At 61.9% G+C, this 22,554-nt stretch carries 20 protein-coding genes; 11 read left to right on the top strand and 9 right to left on the bottom strand.

All coding sequences use genetic code 11. From position 1 onward, the window contains the following. Positions 1 to 2 precede the first annotated feature (2 nt). Positions 3 to 656, bottom strand: coding sequence for a response regulator (locus ACYQR9_RS06175; protein ID WP_461229039.1), 654 nt, complete (start codon positions 654 to 656; stop codon positions 3 to 5). Positions 657 to 1,339: 683 nt separating this feature from the next. On the opposite strand from ACYQR9_RS06175, the gene ACYQR9_RS06170 reads away from it, so the two are divergent. From ACYQR9_RS06170 to ACYQR9_RS06160, 3 genes are all read left to right on the top strand, one after another. Beyond that, entirely contained in the window at positions 1,340 to 2,362 is a 1,023-nt protein-coding gene (locus ACYQR9_RS06170; protein ID WP_461229038.1) for an antibiotic biosynthesis monooxygenase, read from the top strand. Positions 2,363 to 2,419: 57 nt separating this feature from the next. Continuing rightward, positions 2,420 to 2,902, top strand: a complete 483-nt coding sequence (locus ACYQR9_RS06165) for a nucleoside deaminase (protein WP_018043743.1) — start codon at positions 2,420 to 2,422, stop codon at positions 2,900 to 2,902. A gap of 88 nt (positions 2,903 to 2,990) precedes the next feature. Next, the gene (locus tag ACYQR9_RS06160; protein WP_461229037.1) at positions 2,991 to 4,376 is read left to right on the top strand and encodes an FAD-binding oxidoreductase; all 1,386 of its coding nucleotides are present in this window, start codon (positions 2,991 to 2,993) and stop codon (positions 4,374 to 4,376) included. Between the two features lie 304 nt (positions 4,377 to 4,680). On the opposite strand, the gene ACYQR9_RS06155 is transcribed toward ACYQR9_RS06160, so the two are convergent. Next, positions 4,681 to 5,742 carry a DUF3829 domain-containing protein gene (locus tag ACYQR9_RS06155; RefSeq protein WP_461229036.1) on the bottom strand — a complete coding sequence of 354 codons (1,062 nt, stop codon included), beginning with the start codon at positions 5,740 to 5,742 and terminating at the stop codon, positions 4,681 to 4,683. A 329-nt stretch (positions 5,743 to 6,071) separates the two neighbouring features. Further along, positions 6,072 to 6,464 carry a group III truncated hemoglobin gene (locus tag ACYQR9_RS06150; RefSeq protein WP_461229035.1) on the bottom strand — a complete coding sequence of 131 codons (393 nt, stop codon included), beginning with the start codon at positions 6,462 to 6,464 and terminating at the stop codon, positions 6,072 to 6,074. Between the two features lie 105 nt (positions 6,465 to 6,569). Here ACYQR9_RS06150 and ACYQR9_RS06145 point away from each other — a divergent pair, with 105 nt between their 5' ends. Next, entirely contained in the window at positions 6,570 to 7,346 is a 777-nt protein-coding gene (locus ACYQR9_RS06145) for a sulfite exporter TauE/SafE family protein (RefSeq protein WP_461229034.1), read from the top strand. 53 nt (positions 7,347 to 7,399) lie between these two features. Here the strand turns inward: ACYQR9_RS06145 and ACYQR9_RS06140 are convergent, their stop codons facing one another. The 4 genes from ACYQR9_RS06140 to ACYQR9_RS06125 all read right to left on the bottom strand — a co-directional run bounded on the left by ACYQR9_RS06140 (position 7,400) and on the right by ACYQR9_RS06125 (position 10,415). Further along, positions 7,400 to 8,170: a potassium channel family protein gene (locus ACYQR9_RS06140; protein WP_056428304.1), complete on the bottom strand. Its 771-nt coding sequence runs from the start codon at positions 8,168 to 8,170 to the stop codon at positions 7,400 to 7,402. 528 nt (positions 8,171 to 8,698) lie between these two features. After that, a complete protein-coding gene (locus ACYQR9_RS06135; protein WP_461229033.1) occupies positions 8,699 to 8,956 on the bottom strand; it encodes a hypothetical protein in 258 nt (85 codons plus the stop codon). A gap of 154 nt (positions 8,957 to 9,110) precedes the next feature. Next, positions 9,111 to 9,452, bottom strand: coding sequence for a hypothetical protein (locus ACYQR9_RS06130; RefSeq protein ID WP_405030652.1), 342 nt, complete (start codon positions 9,450 to 9,452; stop codon positions 9,111 to 9,113). Between the two features lie 438 nt (positions 9,453 to 9,890). After that, complete coding sequence (locus ACYQR9_RS06125; RefSeq protein WP_056428309.1) at positions 9,891 to 10,415, bottom strand: DUF421 domain-containing protein; 525 nt, start codon at positions 10,413 to 10,415, stop codon at positions 9,891 to 9,893. Positions 10,416 to 10,685: 270 nt separating this feature from the next. Here ACYQR9_RS06125 and ACYQR9_RS06120 point away from each other — a divergent pair, with 270 nt between their 5' ends. From ACYQR9_RS06120 to ACYQR9_RS06095, 6 genes are all read left to right on the top strand, one after another. Further along, complete coding sequence (locus ACYQR9_RS06120) at positions 10,686 to 10,919, top strand: hypothetical protein (RefSeq protein ID WP_056428312.1); 234 nt, start codon at positions 10,686 to 10,688, stop codon at positions 10,917 to 10,919. Between the two features lie 557 nt (positions 10,920 to 11,476). Then, positions 11,477 to 12,271 (top strand): DUF72 domain-containing protein, encoded by a 795-nt coding sequence (locus tag ACYQR9_RS06115; RefSeq protein ID WP_461229032.1) that lies wholly within the window; start codon positions 11,477 to 11,479, stop codon positions 12,269 to 12,271. Between the two features lie 1,068 nt (positions 12,272 to 13,339). Beyond that, positions 13,340 to 14,659, top strand: a complete 1,320-nt coding sequence (locus ACYQR9_RS06110) for an HlyD family efflux transporter periplasmic adaptor subunit (protein WP_162239902.1) — start codon at positions 13,340 to 13,342, stop codon at positions 14,657 to 14,659. 74 nt (positions 14,660 to 14,733) lie between these two features. After that, positions 14,734 to 15,939 carry a hypothetical protein gene (locus ACYQR9_RS06105; protein WP_461229740.1) on the top strand — a complete coding sequence of 402 codons (1,206 nt, stop codon included), beginning with the start codon at positions 14,734 to 14,736 and terminating at the stop codon, positions 15,937 to 15,939. A gap of 8 nt (positions 15,940 to 15,947) precedes the next feature. Then, a complete protein-coding gene (locus tag ACYQR9_RS06100; protein WP_461229031.1) occupies positions 15,948 to 17,921 on the top strand; it encodes a glycosyltransferase family 2 protein in 1,974 nt (657 codons plus the stop codon). Between the two features lie 713 nt (positions 17,922 to 18,634). After that, positions 18,635 to 19,168: a Ros/MucR family transcriptional regulator gene (locus ACYQR9_RS06095; protein ID WP_056453467.1), complete on the top strand. Its 534-nt coding sequence runs from the start codon at positions 18,635 to 18,637 to the stop codon at positions 19,166 to 19,168. Between the two features lie 724 nt (positions 19,169 to 19,892). Here ACYQR9_RS06095 and ACYQR9_RS06090 read toward each other — a convergent pair. Both ACYQR9_RS06090 and ACYQR9_RS06085 read right to left on the bottom strand, forming a co-directional pair. Then, positions 19,893 to 21,329, bottom strand: a complete 1,437-nt coding sequence (locus ACYQR9_RS06090) for an IS1182 family transposase (protein ID WP_419952803.1) — start codon at positions 21,327 to 21,329, stop codon at positions 19,893 to 19,895. A 508-nt stretch (positions 21,330 to 21,837) separates the two neighbouring features. After that, a complete protein-coding gene (locus tag ACYQR9_RS06085; protein WP_461229030.1) occupies positions 21,838 to 22,050 on the bottom strand; it encodes a hypothetical protein in 213 nt (70 codons plus the stop codon). Positions 22,051 to 22,309: 259 nt separating this feature from the next. Between ACYQR9_RS06085 and ACYQR9_RS06080 the strand changes: the two genes are divergently transcribed. After that, complete coding sequence (locus ACYQR9_RS06080) at positions 22,310 to 22,447, top strand: hypothetical protein (RefSeq protein ID WP_156467779.1); 138 nt, start codon at positions 22,310 to 22,312, stop codon at positions 22,445 to 22,447. The last annotated feature ends 107 nt before the right edge of the window (positions 22,448 to 22,554 follow it).

The raw sequence follows: 22,554 nt of genomic DNA, 5'->3' as shown, positions 1-22,554 counted from the left end.
TTTCATGACGGATCGAGACGCCCCGCGAGGTGATCCGCCGCATAGCGTTCGAGCATTCTCACACTGTCCAGCCCGAGCTTGACCTTCAGGCGCTCCCGATAGGTACCGACGGTCTTCACGCTCAACCCGAGTTCCTTCGCCAGAGATTGCAGCGTCGCACCGCTGCCGATCAGCTGGAGAACCTGAAGTTCACGGCCGGATAGGGCGCCGATATCCGTCCGACGGTCGCATCGACGCGCGAGATCACCGATCAGCAGCTGTTGCACCGGCTCGCTCAGATGGATCGCGCCCGCCACCACGCGGTCGAGGGCCACGGCGACGGTTTCGAGCGGCTCGGATTTCGCCACGTAGCCGTGCGCGCCGGCATAGATCACAAGAGGCCCCCAGACCGTTTCGTCGCGGCTGGAATAGACGATGATCCTGGCCGCCGGCAGGATGGCGCGCAGATCCTCGATCAAGGCGATGCCGTCACCGTCCCCCATGATGAGATCGGTAACGATGATGTCGGGCTGCACTCGTTCGGCCTCGATACGGGCCGTCCGGGCCGAGCTGGCCTCTCCGCTCACGTCAAAGCGGTCATTGCCCTGGAGCAACAGCTTCAGACCGGCCAGCACGATCGGGTGGTCATCGACGATCAGCAACCGAAACAAGGACATGTCTACCCCGAGCGAAGCGGCCAACCAGGGTATGATTCCTCATTGTTGCGCCCCCTGTAGGTCACCGACCTACACGAGATCAACGTCATGCGACCATGATCCGTCCAAGACGCCACGTACGCTTCTGAATGACCCTCAGGCGAATCCGCTTCGCGCGGGCGGCCAAGGCCCGTGAGCCATAAGCCATACCGATCCCACAGACCCGTACACGTCGCCGGATAGAGCCCTGGCCCGCCGGCCCGGGCAACCGGACAGCCTTGGTCCGCCCGACGCCCGACGCCCGACGCCCCGAGTCTGCCATCGGAGACTGTGTCGCCCACCCGGCGTGAGCGACCTGGAGCATTTGGACGAAGGCGCACCAGCGCCGACGCTTCACGGCTTCACGCCGCACCACCCTCGTTCAGGTACCCTCCCCACGCCGCCCCACGCCGCCCCACGCCGCCCCACGCCGCCCCACGCCGCAAAAACAATTCAGTAACCTTCAATCGAAGCAATCAGCTTCGATTGACTTGAACTTTCCCCAAAGATTGAAATGTTTACAATAAGCTCATGATTTTCGTTCATCTCTGTATTTAAATTCCATTCGCTGCTCAAGAATTGAGCATGGAAGTGAATTTCTGTAGGTCAATGACCTACAGAGCTACCGAACCAGTCATGTATTTGGGCGATATGGGATTCGCAGGATGAGTTCGGTGGCGTACAACCAAGATGTTATCGAAAAACCGAATGCAAGTGGCGGTCTAGACTTACGGCAGGATGCGTCGCGCGCAATCAAAACCGGGACGACGAAGGCCGTCGCGACGAAACTCACTGTGCGGCCCGGCATGGAGGCTCGCTTCGCAACGTGGCAGGCCGAGTTTACCCGGGCCGTCTCGGCATCCCATGACTTCGTCAGCCTCGAGATCATCCCGGCTTTCGCCGGTTCGGTCGAATGGCAGATCATCCAACGGTTCCGCTCGCCCGAAGCGCTGACCCGATGGGTCGAGGACGAGGCGCGCGCTACGCTCCTGGCAAACCTCACGGCCTTGGAAAGCGACGGCAAGGGACCACACGCCGATGAGGCGGCGCCGGATTATCACTCCACGACGACCGTCACGGAGGTCATCACGACGGTTGTGAAGCCGGGGCAGGAAGAGGCGTTTCGGCGTTGGGCCGAACGTATTCAGCAGGGACAGGCCCGCTTTCCAGGATATATGGGCACCCTCGTCCAGGCGCCCCTGTCGCCGGAAGTCCCGTACTGGACAACGCTGGTGCGCTTCGAAAGCCCGGCCTTCCTCGATGCCTGGCTGCAATCCCCGGAAAGACAGGCGATCCTGGCCGAAGCGACGCCCCAGGTATCGACCTGGCGGAGCCACAGGATGAGCAACCCGTTCGCCGGGTGGTTCGCCAATGAGCAGCGTCTCGCGCCGCCACCCGCCTGGAAGCAGACCTGCCTCGTCCTGCTCGTTCTGTTTCCCGTCGTCATGCTGGAAATCCGCTTCCTCAGCCCCTTGCTGAACGGATTGCCGCTGACCGTTTCCACCTTCATCGGCAATGCCATCAGCGTCTCGCTCGTGTCATGGCCGCTGATGGCGGTGGCGATTTTCGGCCTGGGCTGGTGGCTGAAACCGGATGCGCACAAGCGCTGGCGCAAGGAGTTGCTGGGCGTGACGATTCTGGCCGCACTCTACGGGCTCGAAATGTTCTTCTTCTCCCACCTGTTTTAATCATTCGTCATCGTTCGTCACAGCATAAGCTGATCACTCAACCGAGGAAGACTGGAAATGGCTCACGACCACACTGATTTCATGGCTCGGGCGATCGCGTTGTCCGAAAAGACCTCCCTGGTCGAGAGCGCCGGTGGCGTCTTCGGCTGCGTCATCGTTCAGGATGGCGAGATCATCGCCGAGGGCGCGAATCGCGTCGTCGCGGAAAACGATCCGACATGGCACGGAGAGATCGAGGCCATTCGCAAGGCCTGCAAGTCGCAAGGGACGTTCAAGCTTCGCGACGCGACGCTCTATACCAGCGCCGAGCCCTGCCCGATGTGTATGGCGGCCGCGTACTGGGCCGGCATCAAGCGGGTTTACTACGCCGCCCAGGTGGAAGACGCACTGGAATACGGCGGCTTCGACGACAGCATGATCTATGCCGAGCTCAAGAAGGATGTCTCCGAGCGCTCCATTCCGACAACGCAGATCATGCGCACGGAAGCCGTCGAAGTCTGGAAGAAGTATGCCCAGAAGGCGGACAGGGTCCCTTACTGAATCCGACTCTCGAACGCCGATCAAAGCAAGATCCTCCGCCCGGATCGCTCCCATCCGGGCGGGCTCCTCCTTCATACTGCGTGACGCCATGAATATCGTTGGTCTGAGGGACGCCTGCAAAGGTGAGGTCTTCGCTGCGGGCGATGCGCAGTTCCTCGAGGCGATCCATGGGAATCTCTGGAACAGGCTGATCCCGGACCGTGCCCCCCAGGCCGTCGTGAGAGCCGTGGACGAGGACGATGTCGTCGCGGCCGTGCGGTTCGCCCGCGCGAGCGGCCTGAAGGTCGTCGTCCGCGGCGGCGGCCATAACTGGTGCCAGCCCTCGTTGCGTCATGGCGGCATCCTGATCGATCTCTCGAATTTCACGAAGATCATCTCCATCGATGCCGATAATCTGAAGGCGGTCATTCAGCCGATCATCAGCAATCGTGACATCCAGAAAGCGCTCAATCCCCTTGGGCTGGCCTTCCCCACCGGCCATTGTCCTCAGGTGAAGGCGAGCGGCTATCTGCTCGGTGGTGGCATGGCCTGGAACCCCACCGTCTGGGGGAGCGGAGCCGAGAGCGTCGAGGCGATCGAACTCGTCACGGCGCAGGGCGACTTGATCAAGGCGAGCGCGACCGAGAACACGGATTTCTTCTGGGCTGCCCGAGGTGCAGGCTCCGGATTCTTCGGGATCGTCACGAAATACTTTCTCAAGCTTCATCGGCTGCCCGAAGCCATGCATGGCAGCACCTATTACTATCGGCTCGATGACGCACCGGCGATCGGAACCTGGCTCGGCACGATAGCCCCGAGCCTGTCTCCCGCGGTCGAACTGAGCCTGTTCGTCGTACAGGCGCCACCGGAGTTGAGAGGACAGGCCGCCGCTCGGAACGGCTGGCTTTGCATGGTCACGGCGACGGCGTTCGAGCAGACGCCGCACGCCGCGGAGGCCGCGCTGCAGGCGCTGGAACACGCTCCGATCCTTCCGCTCTCGTCGTCGTTCGCGACGCTCGTTACCTTCGAGCAGCTGTTCGATGCGTCAGGATCCTTCTGGCCGGAAGGTGCCCGCTCTCGCGTCGAGGCGACCTATTCCGATCACTCCCCGGGAGAGTTGGTGCAGGCCATCCTGCACCTGCTGCCGAGCGCGCCTTCCGCGACATCCGTCTTCTTGTTGACCATCTTCTGCGGCCCCAATGTCCCGGCCGCACAGAAGGACATGGCCTATTCCGTCTCCTCCAAGGTTTATGGTGGCCCGTGGACCATGTGGTGGAAGGCCGAAGACGATGACGCCAACACCGAATGGCATCGCCGTATCACGACGACCTTGCGCCCTTTCAATACCGGCTATTACATCGGCGAGACGAACACGGTCGAACAGCCAAGCAATATCCCCCAAGCCTTCACCCCTGAAAAATGGGAACGGCTTTGTGCTCTGAGAGACAAGCACGATCCAGATCGCGTCTTCTTTGATTACTACGATGGATTCTGATGAAAGTTGAATTTTATTTATGTTGTGATGCCGCTTTATGATCAAGAACACGAAAGATTGTCAACGATCTCACGCGGAGTTGCTTTCACCTGTTCACCGACACCACGCATCACCGATTGGAGGTGATGAGGCTGGTCGAGCGTAGCCCTCCATGTAGGCGAACACGTCGCGTCGGGCCTCGTCCCGGGTCGGCCATCGTCGCGGGTGGACGAGGCCCGACCTTGAGGTCGTGGAAGAAGCTATCTGACGTGACGGTCGAGACGTGAGACGTCCGGGCGCTACAGCCATTCTTGTCCGCGCGGCATCAGCCCGGACGGACGCGATCGTCGTTCTTCTGGCACGATTCGAAATCCCGCACCGAGCGATTGTAGGTCTCGTTGAAGCGTTGCGCCGGCTGGCTCGGGTCGCCTTTCGCGCGAATGTCACGCGCCACATCCCGGCCATGCCCGATCAGGCTCGCGACCGTATCCGTGTAGCCCGTGCAGGATGAGTCGGCTTTCGGACTCATGCCGTCGAAGGTCGTGCCAAGCTGCCGGTTGGCGTTCGATACCTCGGCCAGTGCCGCCAGAAAGGGCGCGACATCTGCCTTCGGTCCCAGTGACTCGAAGCGCCGCACGGCGCGTCGCAAGGTAAGGCTCGTCGAGAGAAGACGGCGCGCCGGCGCGTCTTCCGGAAGCGTCGTCAGGCGCCGCTCATCCCGGGCAATCTCACGCTCGAACAGCGCGGAGCCGTAAGTTTCGATCGCTTTGGCAGCGGCCTCGACACGGGGGACGAGGATCGCGTGCTGCTCCCTTGCGAATTTGTAGCCGTCCTCCTTGAATTCTCGTGTGGTCTGATAGCGGGTGAGTGCCTTCAGCGTGGGGTTGAGCTCGCGCAGCGCCGCGAGCAATCGGGCGGCCTCGGCATCGATCTCGGGCACCGCTCCAGGCAAGGCGATGGCCTTCTCCAACTCACCGATGACTCCATCGAAATCCACGATGCCGAAATGGTACCACGCATTGGCTCCGAGCTTCGTGCCGAGCTTGAGCACCCGCTCATTGTCGCGGCGATAATCGGCGAGTTGCTGCTCGAGAGGGTGGGACCGGACGAGATGGTTCTGAGCCTCCGTATAGGCATTGGCCTTGGCGAGCGCCTGAGCCTCGGGGGTCGGCGGCGGCGCAGTGCGGGTGGGCGCACCCGTGCTTCTCGGTGGCGACGGTGGGGTCTGCAGCAGAGCCTGCGAAGCTGAGGGCGCAGCCGGAAAATCGCATTTGAAGGCATCGATCAGGCTTTTGCGTACGGCCTCGTGAGCCTGGGCACATTGATAGGCCACGGTCGGTCGAGCCGTCTCGTTACGCATGACCGTGTCGCGGAAGCTCTCCCGCATCGTGTTGATGCCCTGTCGAATGCCTGGGCGGGCCGCCTCCGGTACTCCAGGGCTGGCAGCACATCGGGCATATGCCTCGAGGAACGCGTCGCAGCTCTCCACTCCCACGGGCGTCACCGGCGTGATGGCGAAAGCAGGCGTCGTCAAAATCCCAAGCAGAATGGCCGACACAGCGGCGGCGCCACGACGCGGTCCTGTATGATGCATCCGTGCTGAGCCGCGCATTCTCATTCCTTCGGTCGAAGAGCCAGTCGGGCCTTTACGCAGTCAGCGACCACTTCGTTGCAATACGCTGAGGGTAGCTCTCGCTTTTGCAGCGGTCCGCGAATTCAGGTCTCCGCACGCGGGATCCCCGGCCGGAAAAAAAGGCCCGCCTGCAAGCTGTCGCCGATGCGGTGAGCACGCTCGATGAGGATCGTCGCGATGTCAGGTGGGAACTCCTCGTTCGCCGCTTGTTCGAACAGCGCGAGCCAGCGGGCGAAATGGGCTGGCGTCAGATCACCGAGCCCCCGATGCTTGCCGAAGGGATTACCCTTGTAACGGCCGGATTTCAGAAGCACCGAGGACCAGAAATCCTGAATGACAGCCAAGTGGCGGGGCCAATCGTCATTGGCGATGACACGGGCAAAAACCGGCCCGATGAGGGGATCGCGTTGAACTCTCGCGTAAAAGGCACCAAGGAACGCGTGCAAGCTCGCTTCCGTAAGGGTGTCTTCCGTCATCTTGCCCTAGCCCATCGCCCTGCGTGACGCCGCATGCACAACGCCCCTGTTTTCCATAGTGTGCCGTGACGGCGCCAGGGTCAGGGGCGAGGCAGGCTGGGCCTCATGCCTTTGGATCTCCCGGCCATCATGCCCCTCGCCCTCGAACCATTCCCTCTCGCTGTCGCAGCCTTCGCTTTCTTCCTTGCCGGGTTCGTCAAAGGTGTCGTCGGGCTTGGCCTACCGCCTGTGGCCATGGGGTTGCTCAGCTTGGTCATGGCACCGGCTCAGGCCGCCGCACTCCTGGTCGTGCCGGCCTTCGTGACGAACATCTGGCAGCTTGCGGCCGGTCCGCGCTTCGGGACGCTGGCGCGGCGCCTCTGGCCGATGCTCACGGCGAGTGTCGTTGGGACCCTGGCGGCAGCTGCGCTCCTACATGGAAATTTCGGAGGCGGGGCCATCGTTGCTTTGGGCCTCGCCCTGATCGCTTCTGCGATCCTCGGGCTCGCGGCCCCCCGCCTGAGAGTCCCACCAGGGGCCGAGCGTTGGCTGGCACCGCTGGCTGGGGCGACGACGGGATTGGTGACGGCCGCCACGGGTGTCTCCTCGATTCCCGCCGCACCGTTTCTCGCCGCACTGGGTTTCAATCGGGAGGATCTCATCCAGGCCCTTGGGCTATCCTTCACGGTGTCCACCGTGGCGCTTGCCGTCGCCCTGGCGGGTAGCGGGATCCTGAACCTCGGCATCGCCAGTGTCTCGGCGCTCGCCCTGGTCCCTGCCCTCCTCGGCATGAAGCTGGGTGGTTGGGTGCGCGGCCGTGTGAGTGAGCCCGTCTTCCGACGCTGCTTCTATCTCGGGCTGTTGGGGCTCGGGCTCCACCTCGCGTCCAGGGCACTTGTCTGACATGTGAGCCCGGTGGACCGGTGCGGCATCTACGCGACCACGCCGCCTTCCGGTCAGTACTCTCCCTCATCGGGAATGCTCAGCACGGTCCCGCAGGCCTTGCAGTGAACCGCATCCGGCTCGTGCCTTTGTAAAGCGCAGGCCGGACAAGGATGCCTTACCTTGTTGGGACGAAACAGAACTTGAGCGAGGCGCAGAAACAGCGTCACTCCGCATATCATCACCACGACGGACAGTAAGCGACCAGACGTGCCAGGCAAGGTCACGTCGCCATAGCCGGTGGTGGTGAGTGAGGTGACGGTGAAGTACAAGGCATCGACGTAGTTGGCGATAGCCGGATTGGTGCGGTGCTGAGTGGCGTATACCAACCCCGTCATCACGAAGACGAACACCGAAAGGTTGGCGGCGGCGAGGATCACCTCCTCGTTGCGGCGGAAAAACCCGCTATCGGAGCGCAAGCGGTCAAGGAGTTGATAGGTCCTCAGCAGCCGTAAGGTTCGCAGGATACGCAGAAACCCGGCCCCTTCGCCGACGATGGGGGCGAGGAACGAGACCAGTGCGGCGATGTCGGCCCAGGTGGTCGGACGGAGTAATTCCCGCCAGCGGTGCCGTTCGATGGAGAATCGGGCGACGAAGTCCGTGAGCACTGCAAGGCCGACGAGGACATCGAGTCCCTCCACGACCGGCGCCCTTGGCATGAACGACGACACCACAATGAAAAGGATCGTCGCGATATCGAAGACAAGCAGGCCGTAGCGAAATCGGTGTGCCCTGTCGCTATCGCCCTCGTACAGGTCTCTGAGACGATGCTTGATCGCTTCCATAAAGGTTTCTACCCGCCCCAGCCTTCGTCGTCCCGTTCCACTTACACATGTGTCTGAAGGAACGTTCCGCAAAACGTCCGGGCTGGCGCTCTGCCATGGCTTGCCCCCCCCTGAAACATGGTCCGTCCTCGGACCTGGCCTCGCCCGAACGGATTGCAAAGTCTGACGTTTTCCCGTTTCAGGTGAGGAGACGTGGTGCTGTCGGACGGACAGGCGATGGAGTTGGCGCCGTTTATTTCGGCCTGTCGCCCGAAGGCCAAGATGCGGCCCAAAGCGCTTCGGCGCACGATCTCGGGGTCCTGTCCCGGGCAGGCGAACCGCCACGGCGTTCTGTCGCGCGATCCGCAGGAAGGGTGACGAATTAATCCAGGCCGGCGGCCCCGAGGCCCTAACGCACGAAATCGCATTTATCCGCGAACTGGCCCCAACAAGGCCGACCCTCGCGAGGCCAACATCACCGAGGCATGGACCGGCCTCGCGGGGTGGTTGTCATGAGCGTCCCACCGACAGAGCGATTGACGGCTACGCCTACCCCATCAACGCCTTCTCGAACGAGTGGCCCAAGCCGTTACCGACATCGGTCTCATCGCCAAGCAGGCGACGACCGGATGCGATCACCTGCACGGCTTGGCGGCGAGAACATTCCTGGCGGGCAACGACTTCAAGGTCTCGCAGATATTCGATCACAGGCTCTCGCGCTTTGGGTGCCCGACCAAACACGGATGTCACCCTCGCCTCTACGAGGCCGGGGATCGCTTCCCAGAATTCCCCGGACCGTTCGAGCATGGCGACTTCTCCCGTCAGGTCAGAAGAAAGTGTGTCCACCTTAGGGTCGCCACCTTCATTCACACAGGTTGATACCCAGCGGGCCCGTCGGATCTCACACACAAAAACGGCGAGGCTCTCGCCCCGCCGCCAACGACAACCGTTCTCAGCAAGCTTAGCGGTTACCGCCCGAGGTGCGGCCATACTGCCAGACCGGGAAGCTGTTCTGCTCCGCATTGCCTTCCTGAGCGGAAGTGCGACCGCGGCTGTACCCGATCGATCCGGTAGTCAGATCGTCATCGGCCGTGACACGGCTCGGGGCGGAAGAGGTCACCTCATAGGCCGGAACTTCGCCACGTGCGAGATAGGTCTTGGCAAGGGCGGGCGAAGCAACGGCGCTGACGCTCAGGACGACAGCAGCAACAGCAGACGTAATACGAGTGTTCATGGCACAATCCACTTGGGTTTGCGCGGTCTCCGTCGAATGGCGGTTGGCCGTGACTTGTTCAGTGACCATGATCTAGGCCCGCCTCGCCCGGCACGCCGTGCGGTTCGGCACTCGCTCACACGCCAACCCGCTCTGGATCTCAAGCATGCCCCATCCTGTCACATGCCGTGCCCCACCGGCGTTGCTGACATGGAAAGGCCCCGCCGATTACCGAAAGGGCCCGTCCGATCGAGTTGCACAACGCGATCGTCCTTAGGAGGTGGTGTGATGCGATGCGCGAAGGGTCGCCAAAATTGACCGTCTAGGGCCGCCGTCAACTCGGCCGGTGGTCGTGGCGGTTTCGGACCGAGTGCCTTCCCTGGCCCGCTGGGGCGACGGGGCAGCCATCCAGCTCCGCCTGAATGCAGCGAACCCAAACTCCGCTGCGACAATTCGTGCAGGAACGTGGAGAGCGGACATGCTCGGTGGCTACTGGTCTGCCGCAAACCCCGGCTTGTGGCGCTCGGTCTAGATCGCGCCTCTGGCTTTATCGTCCGGTGGCTTGGCCTTGGTTTCATCCGCCGGGATGATGCTGATACGGCCATCGGCTTCGATCGAGGCTTCCTTGATGCATGCTGGGTCATCGATCCCCTGATGTCTGAGCTGGCTCATCAGTTCCGCATGAGTGATCATGGCTTGGCGCATGTTCTTCCAACAGATTTCGCCATCTGCCACCAATCGCAGGCGCTTGGGTACGATGAAATTTTCGAAAATTGGCAATCGAAAGCTCAACCAATCGATAGCATAGTTCCAAAACACGATCGTCAGAACCAGCAGGATGCCTTCTGTCAGAGACTTGTATTCATTAGAAAATGCATTCTGCGACACATCTGCAATCAATACGATCACAAGGAGGTCGGCAAGACCTACAGCGCCAGCTTGCCTTTTCATAACGAAGCGCATGATGATAAATAGCATCAGGTACATCACAGAGCCACGCAGAAGTATTTCAAGAAGCGAGTGCTCCGGTACGATCATCGCGCGCCAATCCATCGTGCTTTTCTCCTCGGCAGCCAAGGTACAGGGCTGAGTTCCATAGGATCGCTCGCTGGCCCCGTGCGAGCCACGTTTCTCGATGTGGCAACCGTCCGTAAAAATAGCTCGCAATCGATAGTCAATATGAGCTGGAGCCCTGCGAGCCGAAGGGATGGCGCATTTTTGGGCCCGCTAACACACAGAAACCATTGTAAGAACGTCGATCAAATCAACACGACGTCTACGATGGCAGAGGTGTAGGACCGATCGATGACGACGAGGAAACCTATGACGAGCGACAACTTTATCCGGGACCAAGTCGGTCACCTTATTGCCTTTCAGGAGCTCGAGCATCTCACCGGGCGGCGGTTCTCCGAGACCGAGCTCGCCAAGATGGAAGAAGCGGCACAAACCCAGGGGCACACTCTAGAGGAGGCACTTGCCAGGTTCCTCCACGCCTTGCGCAGCATTAGCCAGGACGACCTCGAGACGATTGTTAAGCTTCGGGGGGCACCTCACTAAGAGAAGAGTTCGTTGCAGACCTTACGTGTCAGAGTCCCTCTCCTTCTGCCGGATCGCTTCCACCAAGTGCTCGTTCTTTACGGGCCCGTGCAGGCCGTGGTGGATCTCGCGGTGGCAGCCTGGACAGACAACTCCTACGAACCGTCGATCGTCTGGACCGCCGTCGCTGAACCGCCGAGTATGATGGGGCTCAAGGTAGGGCTCTCCCCGCAGAGTGACGAAGGGTGCAGGCTGATTGCAGCTCTCACAGATCCCGGCCGCTTGAGCGAGGGCGTAGCGACGGACAGCTGCCGAGCGTCGGTAAAGGCTTCGGCGAGTTTCAGTGCCAGCGACCTGGGGCGTCAATCGAGCTGCATCCAGAGCGCGCGAGCGGACGACGGCTAGATCGACGTCGACCTCCTCGGCCTGCTCCTCTCCGACCTCGAGCGGCTTGTCACCGACACTGGCTAGGACGAACTCGAAGACGATCGCAGAGCGTTGGGTGCCTTCTCGATCAGGAGCTGGCTCGGTGCTGTCGCCGGCGCACTCGAACTGACCCAGGAACCGCACGCCCTACCATGACGGCAGAGAAACCTCGGCACGCCGACCATGTTAATGAAGCTGTTCGAACGCATTGTGAGCCCGAAAGCGTGGCCTTCATTGGAACTGCTGGGTGGAATGTGCCGAAAGCCTACGCTGGTGCGTTTCCGGCCGTTGGAAGCCACCTACAGCGCTATGCCCAGCGCCTCACCGCCGTGGAGATCAATACGTCGTTCTATCGCCCTCATCGTCTCGCCACCTACAAGCGATGGGCCGAGGCCACGCCTGAGCATTTTCGCTTCGCCGTGAAAGTCCCGCGCATGATCACGCACGAGCTGCGGCTTGGGAATGCCGACGCCCCGCTACAGCGATTTCTGGATGAGATCGCTGGACTCGGCCCGAAGCTCGGCCCGCTCCTGCTTCAGCTACCGCCGAGCCTTCGCTTCGACGATCGGACGAGCGACCCGTTCCTGCGAGCATTTCGGCACGCCCATGGCGGCAGCATCGTTTGCGAGCCGCGGCATGCCAGCTGGCTGGCGCCAAGTGTTGATGCGCTGTTGACGAAACTTCGTATTGCCCGTGTGGCAGCAGATCCGGCACCGATGCCGGGCGCAGACGAGCCCGGTGGCTGGCAAGGCCTACGCTACTATCGACTTCACGGCTCGCCGAAAATCTACTACTCCGCTTACGAGCAGCACGCCCTCGACGCGATGGCTGACCGCCTCGCCGCAGACGCGACGCGGGGATGCGAAAGCTGGTGCATCTTCGATAACACTGCCACCTTCGCCGCGACCGGCGACGCGCTCTCGATCCTGGAGCGTTGGGCGTCCTAGCGTCGTCTAGTGAAGTTCACTCCGCAACCTAGCGTCACTGTGAGGCACAGCTTGCCACCCCGCATTCTGGCCGCATCGCGTATTGATCGGATGCATAGGCGAAATGCCGCCGCTACCAGCGACCGCAAAATTGACTGCCGAGTTGGATTGCCCTTGTTCTCAGCACGTTAACTGGAAAGGCTGGGGCGCTCAGAGCATATCTTCAGCCTATAGAGTGTACACGTAGCACATATTGCGCCACCACCGGCAAGTCGGACTACGTAGGCAATTCGCGCCATAAATTTTCAGAAAAGTGAATGAATTAGTTAAGGAACGGTTTTTGTTGCGATGCCGTTGAATAATTCGCTGATGCCGAAATCCTGGCGCAGCGCACAAAGGCGGCGCGGAGACAGGTCGCCTCATAGATTTATAATGCAACTAATTGGGCGCACTTGCAACAAAGTGCGCTCTTGCTTTGGGTTAACGAGATTAGTCAGTAGAACTAGCGATCATCCGCCTTATCAGAGGCGTTGATCCAGCCGTACAGTCGTGCGTGATAGCCCTCTAAATAAAACGGCTAAACTTCTGTTGAGCATGCCAGTTAGCCGCAGGTTGCCATTTGGTTAATTCACTATTAGCCATCTTAAATTCATCGAATGAGCCAACGCCAGGCAGCATTCGGGCCTAAACCACATCTAATACTCCGCGATTGCGTCTGCGCCCATGTTGGACGCCTGGATCGCTGTGCCATTAGTCGCTTGGAGCCAAGTATAGATTTGCTTGGATCCTTGGCGTGCCTGTCACTCATGCTTTCTACTTAAGGAGAGTCCTATGCAGCGACCCGTACCGGCCTCCGCGTCCCTCGTTGGCCAGAAACCAAGTCATACACGGATGGTGCGAGTCTCAGCATATTCGGTCGCAACCGTCCTCGCCCTACTGATGACTACGGCGACCCTACCGCCCCTCCTCGCTGATCAGTCGGATCGTGCCGTCATCAACGCGCCAATTAGCTTACTGACGGCGCCCATTGCCGGGGAGATGACTAAGGTCTCTGCCACCATCGGGCAGCACCTCGGCCCCGGAGCACCGGTGGCGCGCATTCAGAACGTTCGCATCGACCGCACGACGCTGATTACTCTTGATGGCAAAGTTGACGAGTTGCGCGGCTCTCTCCTGGCGGCGCGGCAAAAGAGGGAGTCCGACGAGACCTACGTAGCGGCTCTTGATGCCGAGATTAGGCGTCAGGTGGAACAAACTGTCGCTAAGCTCGACGGAGAAGTGGCTGAAGCTCGCGCCCGCGTGGGGTCAGCAGATGCCGAGGGTCAATCCACCAAGGCGGTGGTCGACCGCCAGCAGGCCATGGTTGATCGCAACACCGCCAGCCTCGATCTCCTGCGTCCGACTCAGCACAAGCTCGAAGCCGCTCGCTTCGACAAGGAAGCAGAAACGGCCAAGCTGAACCAGAAGTTGGCGGAGCTCAGTGCGGTCAAGAAGAGCGTCTTCGTAGGCAACCAGTCCAATAGCCTGGCGGTGCTGACTCAGAAGCGGCGGGATCTTGCATTCGATGCCCAGCGGCTTGCTATCGAGGAGGCGCAACTCTCCACAAGTCTGAAGGCGCAAGAGGCGTTGCTCGTCGCGGAACGCAAGCGCCTCGACAGCCTTGCCGATGCGGAGATGCGGGCCATGAACGGTGGTGTCGTCCTCGGACTCGGTGTTGCGGAAGGGCGTCACGTCAACCCAGGCGACTCGGTGGCGACTTTGGTCGATTGCGATCAATCCTTCGCTGTCGGGATCTTCTCCTATCGCCAAGCACAAGAACTGGCAGTTGGAACGCCGGTGCGAATTTCGGCGGCGGGCAGCAGCATTCCCGAGCGCGGGTGGGTCAGTGAGATTCTGCCGAAGACCAGCGACAAGACCGATCAGCAATACGCGGTGCCGTTCCCTCAAACCGAGCGGCGCGAGATGTATGTGCTCGTAAGCCTGGACCGCGACACGCTGCCTAACTCGGACAAGACCGCTTCCCCCACCGAGGCCGCGCGCCGCACCACGCCGTGTTCGGTGGGCCAGTGGGTCACGATTACCCGGGAGAACGGTTGGGTTCCATCGGCTTCTGTGGCCTGGAAGGCGGTCGCGTCTGGGGTTACGGGGCCGGAGATCAAGGCGGCCTGGGCTTCTCTGGCCACGACCGTCAACGGGACGGCGGTGCAAGCCTCCGATCTCGTGAGCCGTGGTGTGAACTCGCCGGCGGCGAAGCAGGCATGGGCCTCTGTGGCGAACGGCGTCACGCAGGCGGCAGATGCAGTGGCGAATGGGGTCAAAGACCTGTTCTCGAAAGGTTCGACCGCCCCCGCGAACGGTAAGACGGCACAATCCGCGCCGCGCCAGCACAGCGCCGAGAACACCCATTGACCCGGCCGCATCCGCGCGGCGGATCTGTGCTGGCTCTGACCGTGGCAGCGCTGCTCCTGGTCTCGCTCCGGCCCATGGAGGCGGAGTCCTCGCCAGGTAGAGTCGAACGTGCCCCTTTGTCGTTGGCGGGAACGCTGTGTCACTCTCTATCTGAGGCCGTCGACACGACGGGAACCGGACCGATTTTTGTGTCGAGCTATCGTCCGGGCCCGCATGAGATTGAGCTGCCCGCTCCCCTGAAGAGTTCGGCCTTCACCTACGACAATGCCGTTGCGGCGATCGCTTTGATTGCCTGCGGCGAGGTCGGGCGGGCCCGCAGGATCGGCGACGCACTCCTCGCCGCGCTGGCACGGGACCGCAGCTTCTCCGATGGCCGCATTCGCAATGCTTATCGTGCCGGTCCAGTAGGTGACGGCTCGTTGGCTCTGCCCGGGTGGTGGGACGCGAGACAGAATCTATGGGCCGAGGACGCCTATCAGGATGGCACTGCTACCGGGAACGTCGCCTGGGCCGCCCTCGCCCTTCTCAACCTAGACGCAGTGGCACCCGGCGGCGGTTACCGCGCCGGCGCTCGACGGATGCTGGGGTGGATCGCCGGACAGACCGGCGATCCGCGGTCTCCCGAAGGGTATACCGGCGGCGTCGATGGTTTCGATCCGCATCAGACACGCCTGATGTGGAAATCTACTGAGCACAACCTCGACATCCACGCGGTCGCGGCCTGGCTTCATCGTCTAGACGGCGGAGCGGAGGAAGCTCGGATCGCGGCGACGGCGCGGGGCTTCCTTGACGCGGTCTACGCGCGCGATCCGGGGGTGTTTCGTCTCGGCACGACGCCAGACGGCAAGCTCCAGCCCATCGCCAAGATCGCCCTGGATACGCAGCTCTGGCCCCTGATCGGGGTGATCGATGCACCCGACATCTGGCGCAGGGCGCTCGACTTCGCCGAACGCCATCTCGCAATCCGAGGCGGTTTCGATTTCAACGAGGACCTCGATGGCCTCTGGCTCGAGGGCACGGCCCAGGCCGCGTTGACCGTCCGTTTTCTCGGCCGAAGCGCCGAGGCCGACCGCCTCCTCGCCACCATCGCTGGGCAGCTCTCGCCATCCGGCTTCCTGTTCGCCACCGATGTCACCCGCCTCACCACCGGCATCGCCATCGGTCCGGCCAGTGCCGAGCCCGATTTCTTCTACTTCCGCCGGCCGCATCTCGGCGCCACCGCCTGGGGCGTCCTCGCGGCCGTGGGCTGGAATCCCTTCACCGGACGGAACGTGGAGTAACCCCGCCCATGTTCGAAGCGCCTCAGGACGTCCTGTCCGTCCTCACCATCGATCTCGGTATTCTCATCGGGCTCCTCGTCATGGCGGGCCTGCTCGACCGCACGAGCGCCGCCGCCCGCATTCTGTTCGGCCTAACCACGGCCGTGTTCATCGTCTGCTACGCCGCCTGGCGCTGGCACGACACCCTTCCAAGCTTCGAGCCGGGGCTCGACATGCTCTGGCCCTACCTGTTCTTCGCCTTCGAGATGGTGGCGATCCTCTACACGCTGATGTCCATCGTCATCCTATTCCGCTTCGAGGACCGGTCCGCCGAGGCCGACCGCGAGGAGGCGCGGCTCTCGGTGAGCGGTGCTTGGCCCGCCGTCGACATCTTCATCTGCACCTACAACGAGCCCCTGGACGTGGTCGAGAAGTCGATCATCCCGGCGTTGGCGGTGGATTACCCGAACGCCACGGTGTGGGTCTGTGACGACACCCGGCGCGACTGGCTGCGGACCTATTGCGAGGAGGTCGGGGCGAACTACGTCACGCGGCCCGACAACCACGGTGCCAAGGCCGGCAACCTGAACAATGCCCTGCGTCATACTGCGAGCCGGTCCAACGCGCCGATCATCCTGGTGCTCGACGCGGATTTCGCGGTAGCGCCCAACATCCTGCGCCGCGCCGTCGGCCTCTTCCACGACGAGCGAGCGGCCGTCGTCCAGACTCCGCAATTCTTCTTCAACGCCGATCCCATCCAGCACAACCTGATGGCGTCCGAGGCCTGGGTCGACGATCAGCGGATCTTCTTCGACGTGTTCCAGCCGGCCAAGGATGCCTGGGGCTGCGCCTTCTGCGTCGGCACCTCGTTCCTGGTGCGGCGCGACCGCGTCGAGGAGATGGGGGGATTCCCGCACGATGCGATCTGCGAGGACATCAATCTCACCTACTCGCTGATGCGCCACGGTTATCGCACCCATTGGCTCAATGAGCGCCTTAGTGCCGGGTTGTCGGCGGAGGGACTACCGGAATACATCACCCAGCGCACGCGCTGGTGCCTCGGCACGATTCAGGTTGCTCTGCTCAAGGTCGGCCCCTTCCGCAGCGGCGATTACACCCTGCTGCAGCGGCTGCACTACTTCCACGGAGTGCTGAACTGGCTGTGCAAGCCGTTCATCGTGCTCATGCTGGTGGCCCCGTCGATCTACTGGCTCTTCGATATGCCGGCCTTCCAGGCCGACTACCTCTCGTTCCTTCGCTACGGCCTGCCGACGCTCTTCGCCCTCTGGACCTACAGTAGCTGGGTGTCCGGACGGCGCACCCTCCCATTGTTCATGGAGGTCACGCACATCATGACGGCCCTGGCCATCACGCTCACCCTGGCATCCGCCGCGATCCGGCCGTTCGGTCGTCCGTTCAAGGTTACCGACAAGGGCGGCGATCGCTCGGTGTCCATGGTGCGTTGGCGCATGGCGGCAGGATTCGGAGCGATCACCCTGCTCTCCGCCGGCGCGATCGTCTGGTCGTTCGTCTCCCCGTCCGGGGCCACCGAGATCTCATCCCTCGACTATTTCAACCTGATCTGGGCCGGCGTCGCCATGCTGTTCTGCTTCGTCGCCTTCCTGGTCTGCTTCGAGCGTCCCCGCGGGGCGGAGGAGTTCCGGATCGAAGAGCCCGTGCGGGTGAGGTCGGGCGGGGTCGCTTACGACGCGGTTCTGGCGACCCTCGGTATGGAGACCGCCCGGCTGCGTGTCACCGCACCGGGCCACGCCTTCGCAGTGGGCGACGGCCTCGATGTCCTGATCGAGCCAACCGGCTGGGTTCCAGCCAGTTTTCTTGCGGTGCAGGCGGGCAACTATGCGGTTGCCCTCGCGCCAAACCCTCTGCAGCGCCGAACCCTGATCTTGCGACTATTCACGCAGGCAGTGGACCCGATCGCGCGCACGGCGAGCCTGCGACTTGCTCTGCGGGGCCTCATCGCCCGCTGCTTCCGAGCGACGTGACGCGGGATTTGACGCGATCAGGGAGCGCATTACAGCCCTTATTGCGAGGTCGCTTTGGCATCGACGTCTCGATCCATCCGCCGTGAGATGCCTGTCCCCTCGACAGCGCTGATCGCCGTGACGAAGCGGTGGAAGCCATGCCATGCGAGAAGCAGGGCACCGAAGAGTACGACCGCGTGGGCTCAGCCGTTTGGGCGTATGTCTGATTGGGCGAACCGCATTCCAAAAGCGGACCGGCAGAAATCCACCCGTCCCAGCCGTAGATCACTACCTCACCAAGCAGCCTGCCAGCGGACGTTCCCAGCTTCTGTAAGGGGTCGTAAGCGGTCCCCTCGACTATGTCCGCTTGATGCAACCGCTGTCCAGAAACGGACGGGCAGGAGACCACCCGATCTAGTCGTAGGTCTTTGTCTGCGAGGTCGCCTGGAAGCGGACCTTCCCGGGGTCTGCAACGGGTTGAAAGCGGAAGCTCTACCACGCTCATCATCAGGGGCGGCGCGAGGTCGGTCGTGATGATGCCGGCCTTACTGAAGCGCCAGGGGCGGTCCCCTTGGCGCCCCGTGCTCTGCAATCCAATCCGGCAACACTGAGCGGAGTTAATCGCTTCAGGGTGACGCCATCCAACAAGCTACGTGAGTTTTGCTTGGTGAAAGCGTTGTGTTTCGTACCAAACTTACTCTATGGGGCGTCCACGGATCCTCAGAGAAAATGCTATGGCCGACAGCACCCAAAATTCTCAGCCAGACTACATCAAACTCGCAGCGGACATCGTCGCCGCCTACGTCTCCAATAACTCTTTGCCAACAAGCGCCTTGGGCGAGTTGCTGAGCAACGTGCATGCTGCCGTCAGCAGTCTTGCGATTGGTGGAACCGGTACGGTGGCCGAGGACAAGATCGAGAAGGCGACGCCGGCTCAGATCAAGAAGTCCATAACGCCCGACCATCTCATCAGCTTCGAGGATGGCAAGCCCTACAGAACGATGAAGCGGCATCTGACGCTCCGTGGACTGAGCCCCGAGACCTACCGCGCGAAGCATGGCCTACCTGCCGACTACCCCATGGTCGCCGCAAGCTACTCGGCTGCAAGGTCCGCCCTGGCCAAGCAACTCGGTCTCGGGCAGCAGCGGAATGGTGCGGCCAAGGCGAAGGCTGTCGTGCCGGAAAACGCCGTCGTTGAAGAGACCGCTCCGGCTCCGGAGAAACCCAAGAAGGCGGGTCGGCCTCGGAAGGCTGCCGCAGCAGCTTGACGAACATAACGGCAGCATCTCAGGTGCCGTTTCCGCTTGGGTCTCAGAAAATCTCGGCACCCCCAACTCAGGTGAGTGCGACCGCGCAAAAGCGGTTGCACAAGGATGGGCCTGTAAGATTGCACCCCGCAATCTAGCGAGTGCCGTGCCGCCCCCTCGCTGCTCCTCCGCCATGGTGACCCTTTGTCGAACACCGTCAGCCCCATAGGGAGCAACGCTATCCCATTAGTGCGGGAGCAAGTTGGGCAGGCGATCAAGTTAGCTCATGAGATGCGGGCAGAGGTAAAGCGCAGCCGTGCTTTGATGAAAGAAGCGAAGGAAACCCTCCGTAAAATCAAGCCCTATCGCACGAACTTCGACTGAGGTTCGGCGGTCGCACCTTGGTGCATTTGCTCCATAAGGCCGGCTTTTTGGGCATGGTCTCTGCGGAAGCCATGGGGGGCGACGGGAAGCCCTGCGAACGCCGCTCTCAGCAAGGCCCAAGGCGGGGCGGGCCGTCCATCTCACAGTGAGCCGATACGCAACTTGGCTCGATGGGAGGATGCACCGGGTCGGTTAGCGGAAGGACAAGGCGCTGGAACCGACACGGCCCGGATCGGGAATGGCAGATGAGGCACAGGTGCCTAGTGCCTGTGCTGAACGTCTGAGAAGGGTGGAGGCTGTGTGAGAACGCATTTGCGGCCTGGAAAGATCTGACAGCGCATCGCGCAAAGGGACCGGGCTTTCAGCCTCGGATAGCTGCGATGAGCGGGCCGGCACCGAGGATCGCGATCACTCGCTTCATGTTGTAGGCAAGAACCTGCAGGCTCATCTCACTGGCCACGTTCCTCAACCCCCGGGTCAGGAAGTGGGTCGCTCCCATCCAGGCTTTGAGGGTGCCGAAGACGTGCTCGACCGTCTGGCGGCGGTCACGCATCGCGTTCGGGTTCTCGTCGAGCCGGCGCTGGACGGCTTCCAGCACGTGCTCGTGTTCCCAACGCGTGATGCGACGCTGCTCGGCGGGCGTGCAGGAGGTCTTGATCGGGCAATTCGAACAGGCCGACGTCCAGTACCGCCGTAGGGTCATCCCGTTCTCGATGCTCTCGAAGCGATAGGTCAGCGTCTGGTCCCCCGGGCAGCGATAGGTGTCGTCGCTCGCCTGGTAGACAAAGTCCTGCTTGCCGAATCGGCCCTCGGCCTTCGCACCGGACGTCATCGGCTTTGGCAGGGTGACCGCGATCCCCGCCCGGTCGCAGGCCAGGATCTCCTCACCGGAGAAGTAGCCCCGATCCGCCAAAACCTGGATGGCTTCCTCGCCCGCGGCGGCCTGAGCTTGCCCCGCGATATTGGCGAGCTGGGTGCGGTCGTGGCCGACGTTGGTCACTTCATGGGCGACGATGAGGTGATGCTTCGTGTCCACCGCGGCCTGAACGTTGTAGCCAACGAGCCCGGTGCCCTTGCCGTTCGTCGCCATGGCCCGCGCATCGGGGTCGGTCAGCGAGATCTGTCGGTCCGGCGCGGCCTCGACGAGCGTCTCCATCGCCTGCAGCGCGCGCAGCCGATCCCGGAGTGCAGAGAGCCGCTCCTTCAGGCGCGGGGTACGAAGCTCTGTCACCTCGGCCTCCTGACGGTCGGCGGTATCGAGGGCTGCGAGGTAGCGCACGATGCTCGTCTCGACCTGCTCGATGCGCCTGCGGACCGCGGCCGGGGTGAAGTTCCGGTCGCGCGTGTTCACGGCCTTGAACCGGCTGCCGTCGACGGCCACGACGCCTCCGGCCAGGAGACCGACCTGCCGGCAGAGCATCACGAAGTGCCGGCAGGTCGCGCGAAGCGCATCCCCGTTCTCGCGTCGGAAGTCGGCGATCGTCTTAAAGTCGGGTGCGAGGCGGCCGATCAGCCACATCAGTTCGACATTGCGGCCGGCCTCCCGCTCCAAGCGCCGGCTGGACGGGATCTGGTTCAAGTAGCCGTACAGGTAGAGCTTCAATAGCGTCGCAGGGTGATAGCCGGGTCGACCGGTGGCGGCGGGCGTCACGCCGGCAAAGCCGAGTGCTGCGAGATCCAATTCATCGACAAACGCATCGACGACGCGGGCTGGATTATCTTGCGTGACGTAATCGTCCAGGCAATCAGGAAGCAGTGCAACCTGGTGACGATCTGCAGCTTGGACAAAGCGTGTCATCCCGGGCCTCCGTTAAAGGCTAAGTCTAACACAAAACGCATCAGATCAAATATATGTTGATCTAATTCGCTGATTGTCTGTCGAATATTTCAGATCCAGGGATCGAACGATCGACGTCGCGGATTTCTTTGAGCTTCCTTGCGATCTCGCAACGATCGGGATGGGGGGCAAAAAGCCTGCCCGCCGCTCTCCCAAGCGGCCGGACAGCCCCAGCTTGGCGCCCTCTTTTCACACGGCCTCCACCCAACGCAGTCATTCCAGGCCGCATCTCCACGGGTATGCCTCGCAAAGGCTGCACCCGCCCAACGCATAGCTTGATCGTGTCGGGTATCCGTTCGTTTTAACGACACCCTGGGCGTAGGCGCAAAAGTCCGAGAAGGGTGGGAAGCGGTCCCTGCCCCCTGGCCCTGAAGCGGACGTTCCGCCTCCGACCCAACCTAGTCGAAGACGCAACTCCCAATGGTCGCCGGAAGCAGACGTTCGCTAGGCGAGCTAACGAGAGAGTGCCTCACAATAATCCCGTCCAGGCGATGATGACCCGGCCATGCGGCTCAGCCAGAGCCCCATACTTCAGGGCATTGGTCGCCAGTTCATGGACGGCCAGCGTGAGGACTTCCGCGGCCTTTGGAGCCAGTAGGAGTTCCGGTCCGGAGAGACGGTACTGGTCGTCGTGCTCCGCCTGGCCCTTGATCTCTTCTCGGACCAGGGTGGCCAGATCCACGTCGGCATTGGCTGTTCGGGTGAGCAGCGCTGCGTTCGGGCGAGTGCACGAAAGCGGCCCTCCAGGCGGTTACGGTAATCCTCGACGCTGTCTGCCGTGTCGCCCATCAGAGCGACAGCCCAAGGATTTTAATCCGTCCAGACAGCCCAGTTCGAGGCCGCCCGTTCCGAACACGAGCATCCGTGAATCACCTAGTATGTTCAAGAGATACTGAACCAAACTTCAAAAACGGGGTTCTTTTAGCGAAACAGGAGGTTCAATGGCTCCCATCGATAAAAAACCGTCACCGGTCAAAAGTAACCGCTTCGGCCTGATTGCGGCAGGTATCTTGTTCGCAGCGCTGGTGGCATACGCAATTTACTTCATCTCTATCCCATCGCCGTTGCCGCCGCAGTGAGGAGGACACCCAAGTTAGGTGACGCCTCATATTATCTTTAGCCAAATTCAAATTGATCAATCGCGCATGCACATAGGTAGTCTCCATCTGGTTAGGTGGTTGAGATT

Source organism: Methylobacterium sp. CM6241 (assembly GCF_054817845.1).
The sequence above is the reverse complement of the archived record's forward strand: the minus strand, read 5'-3'. Positions and strand labels throughout refer to the sequence as shown.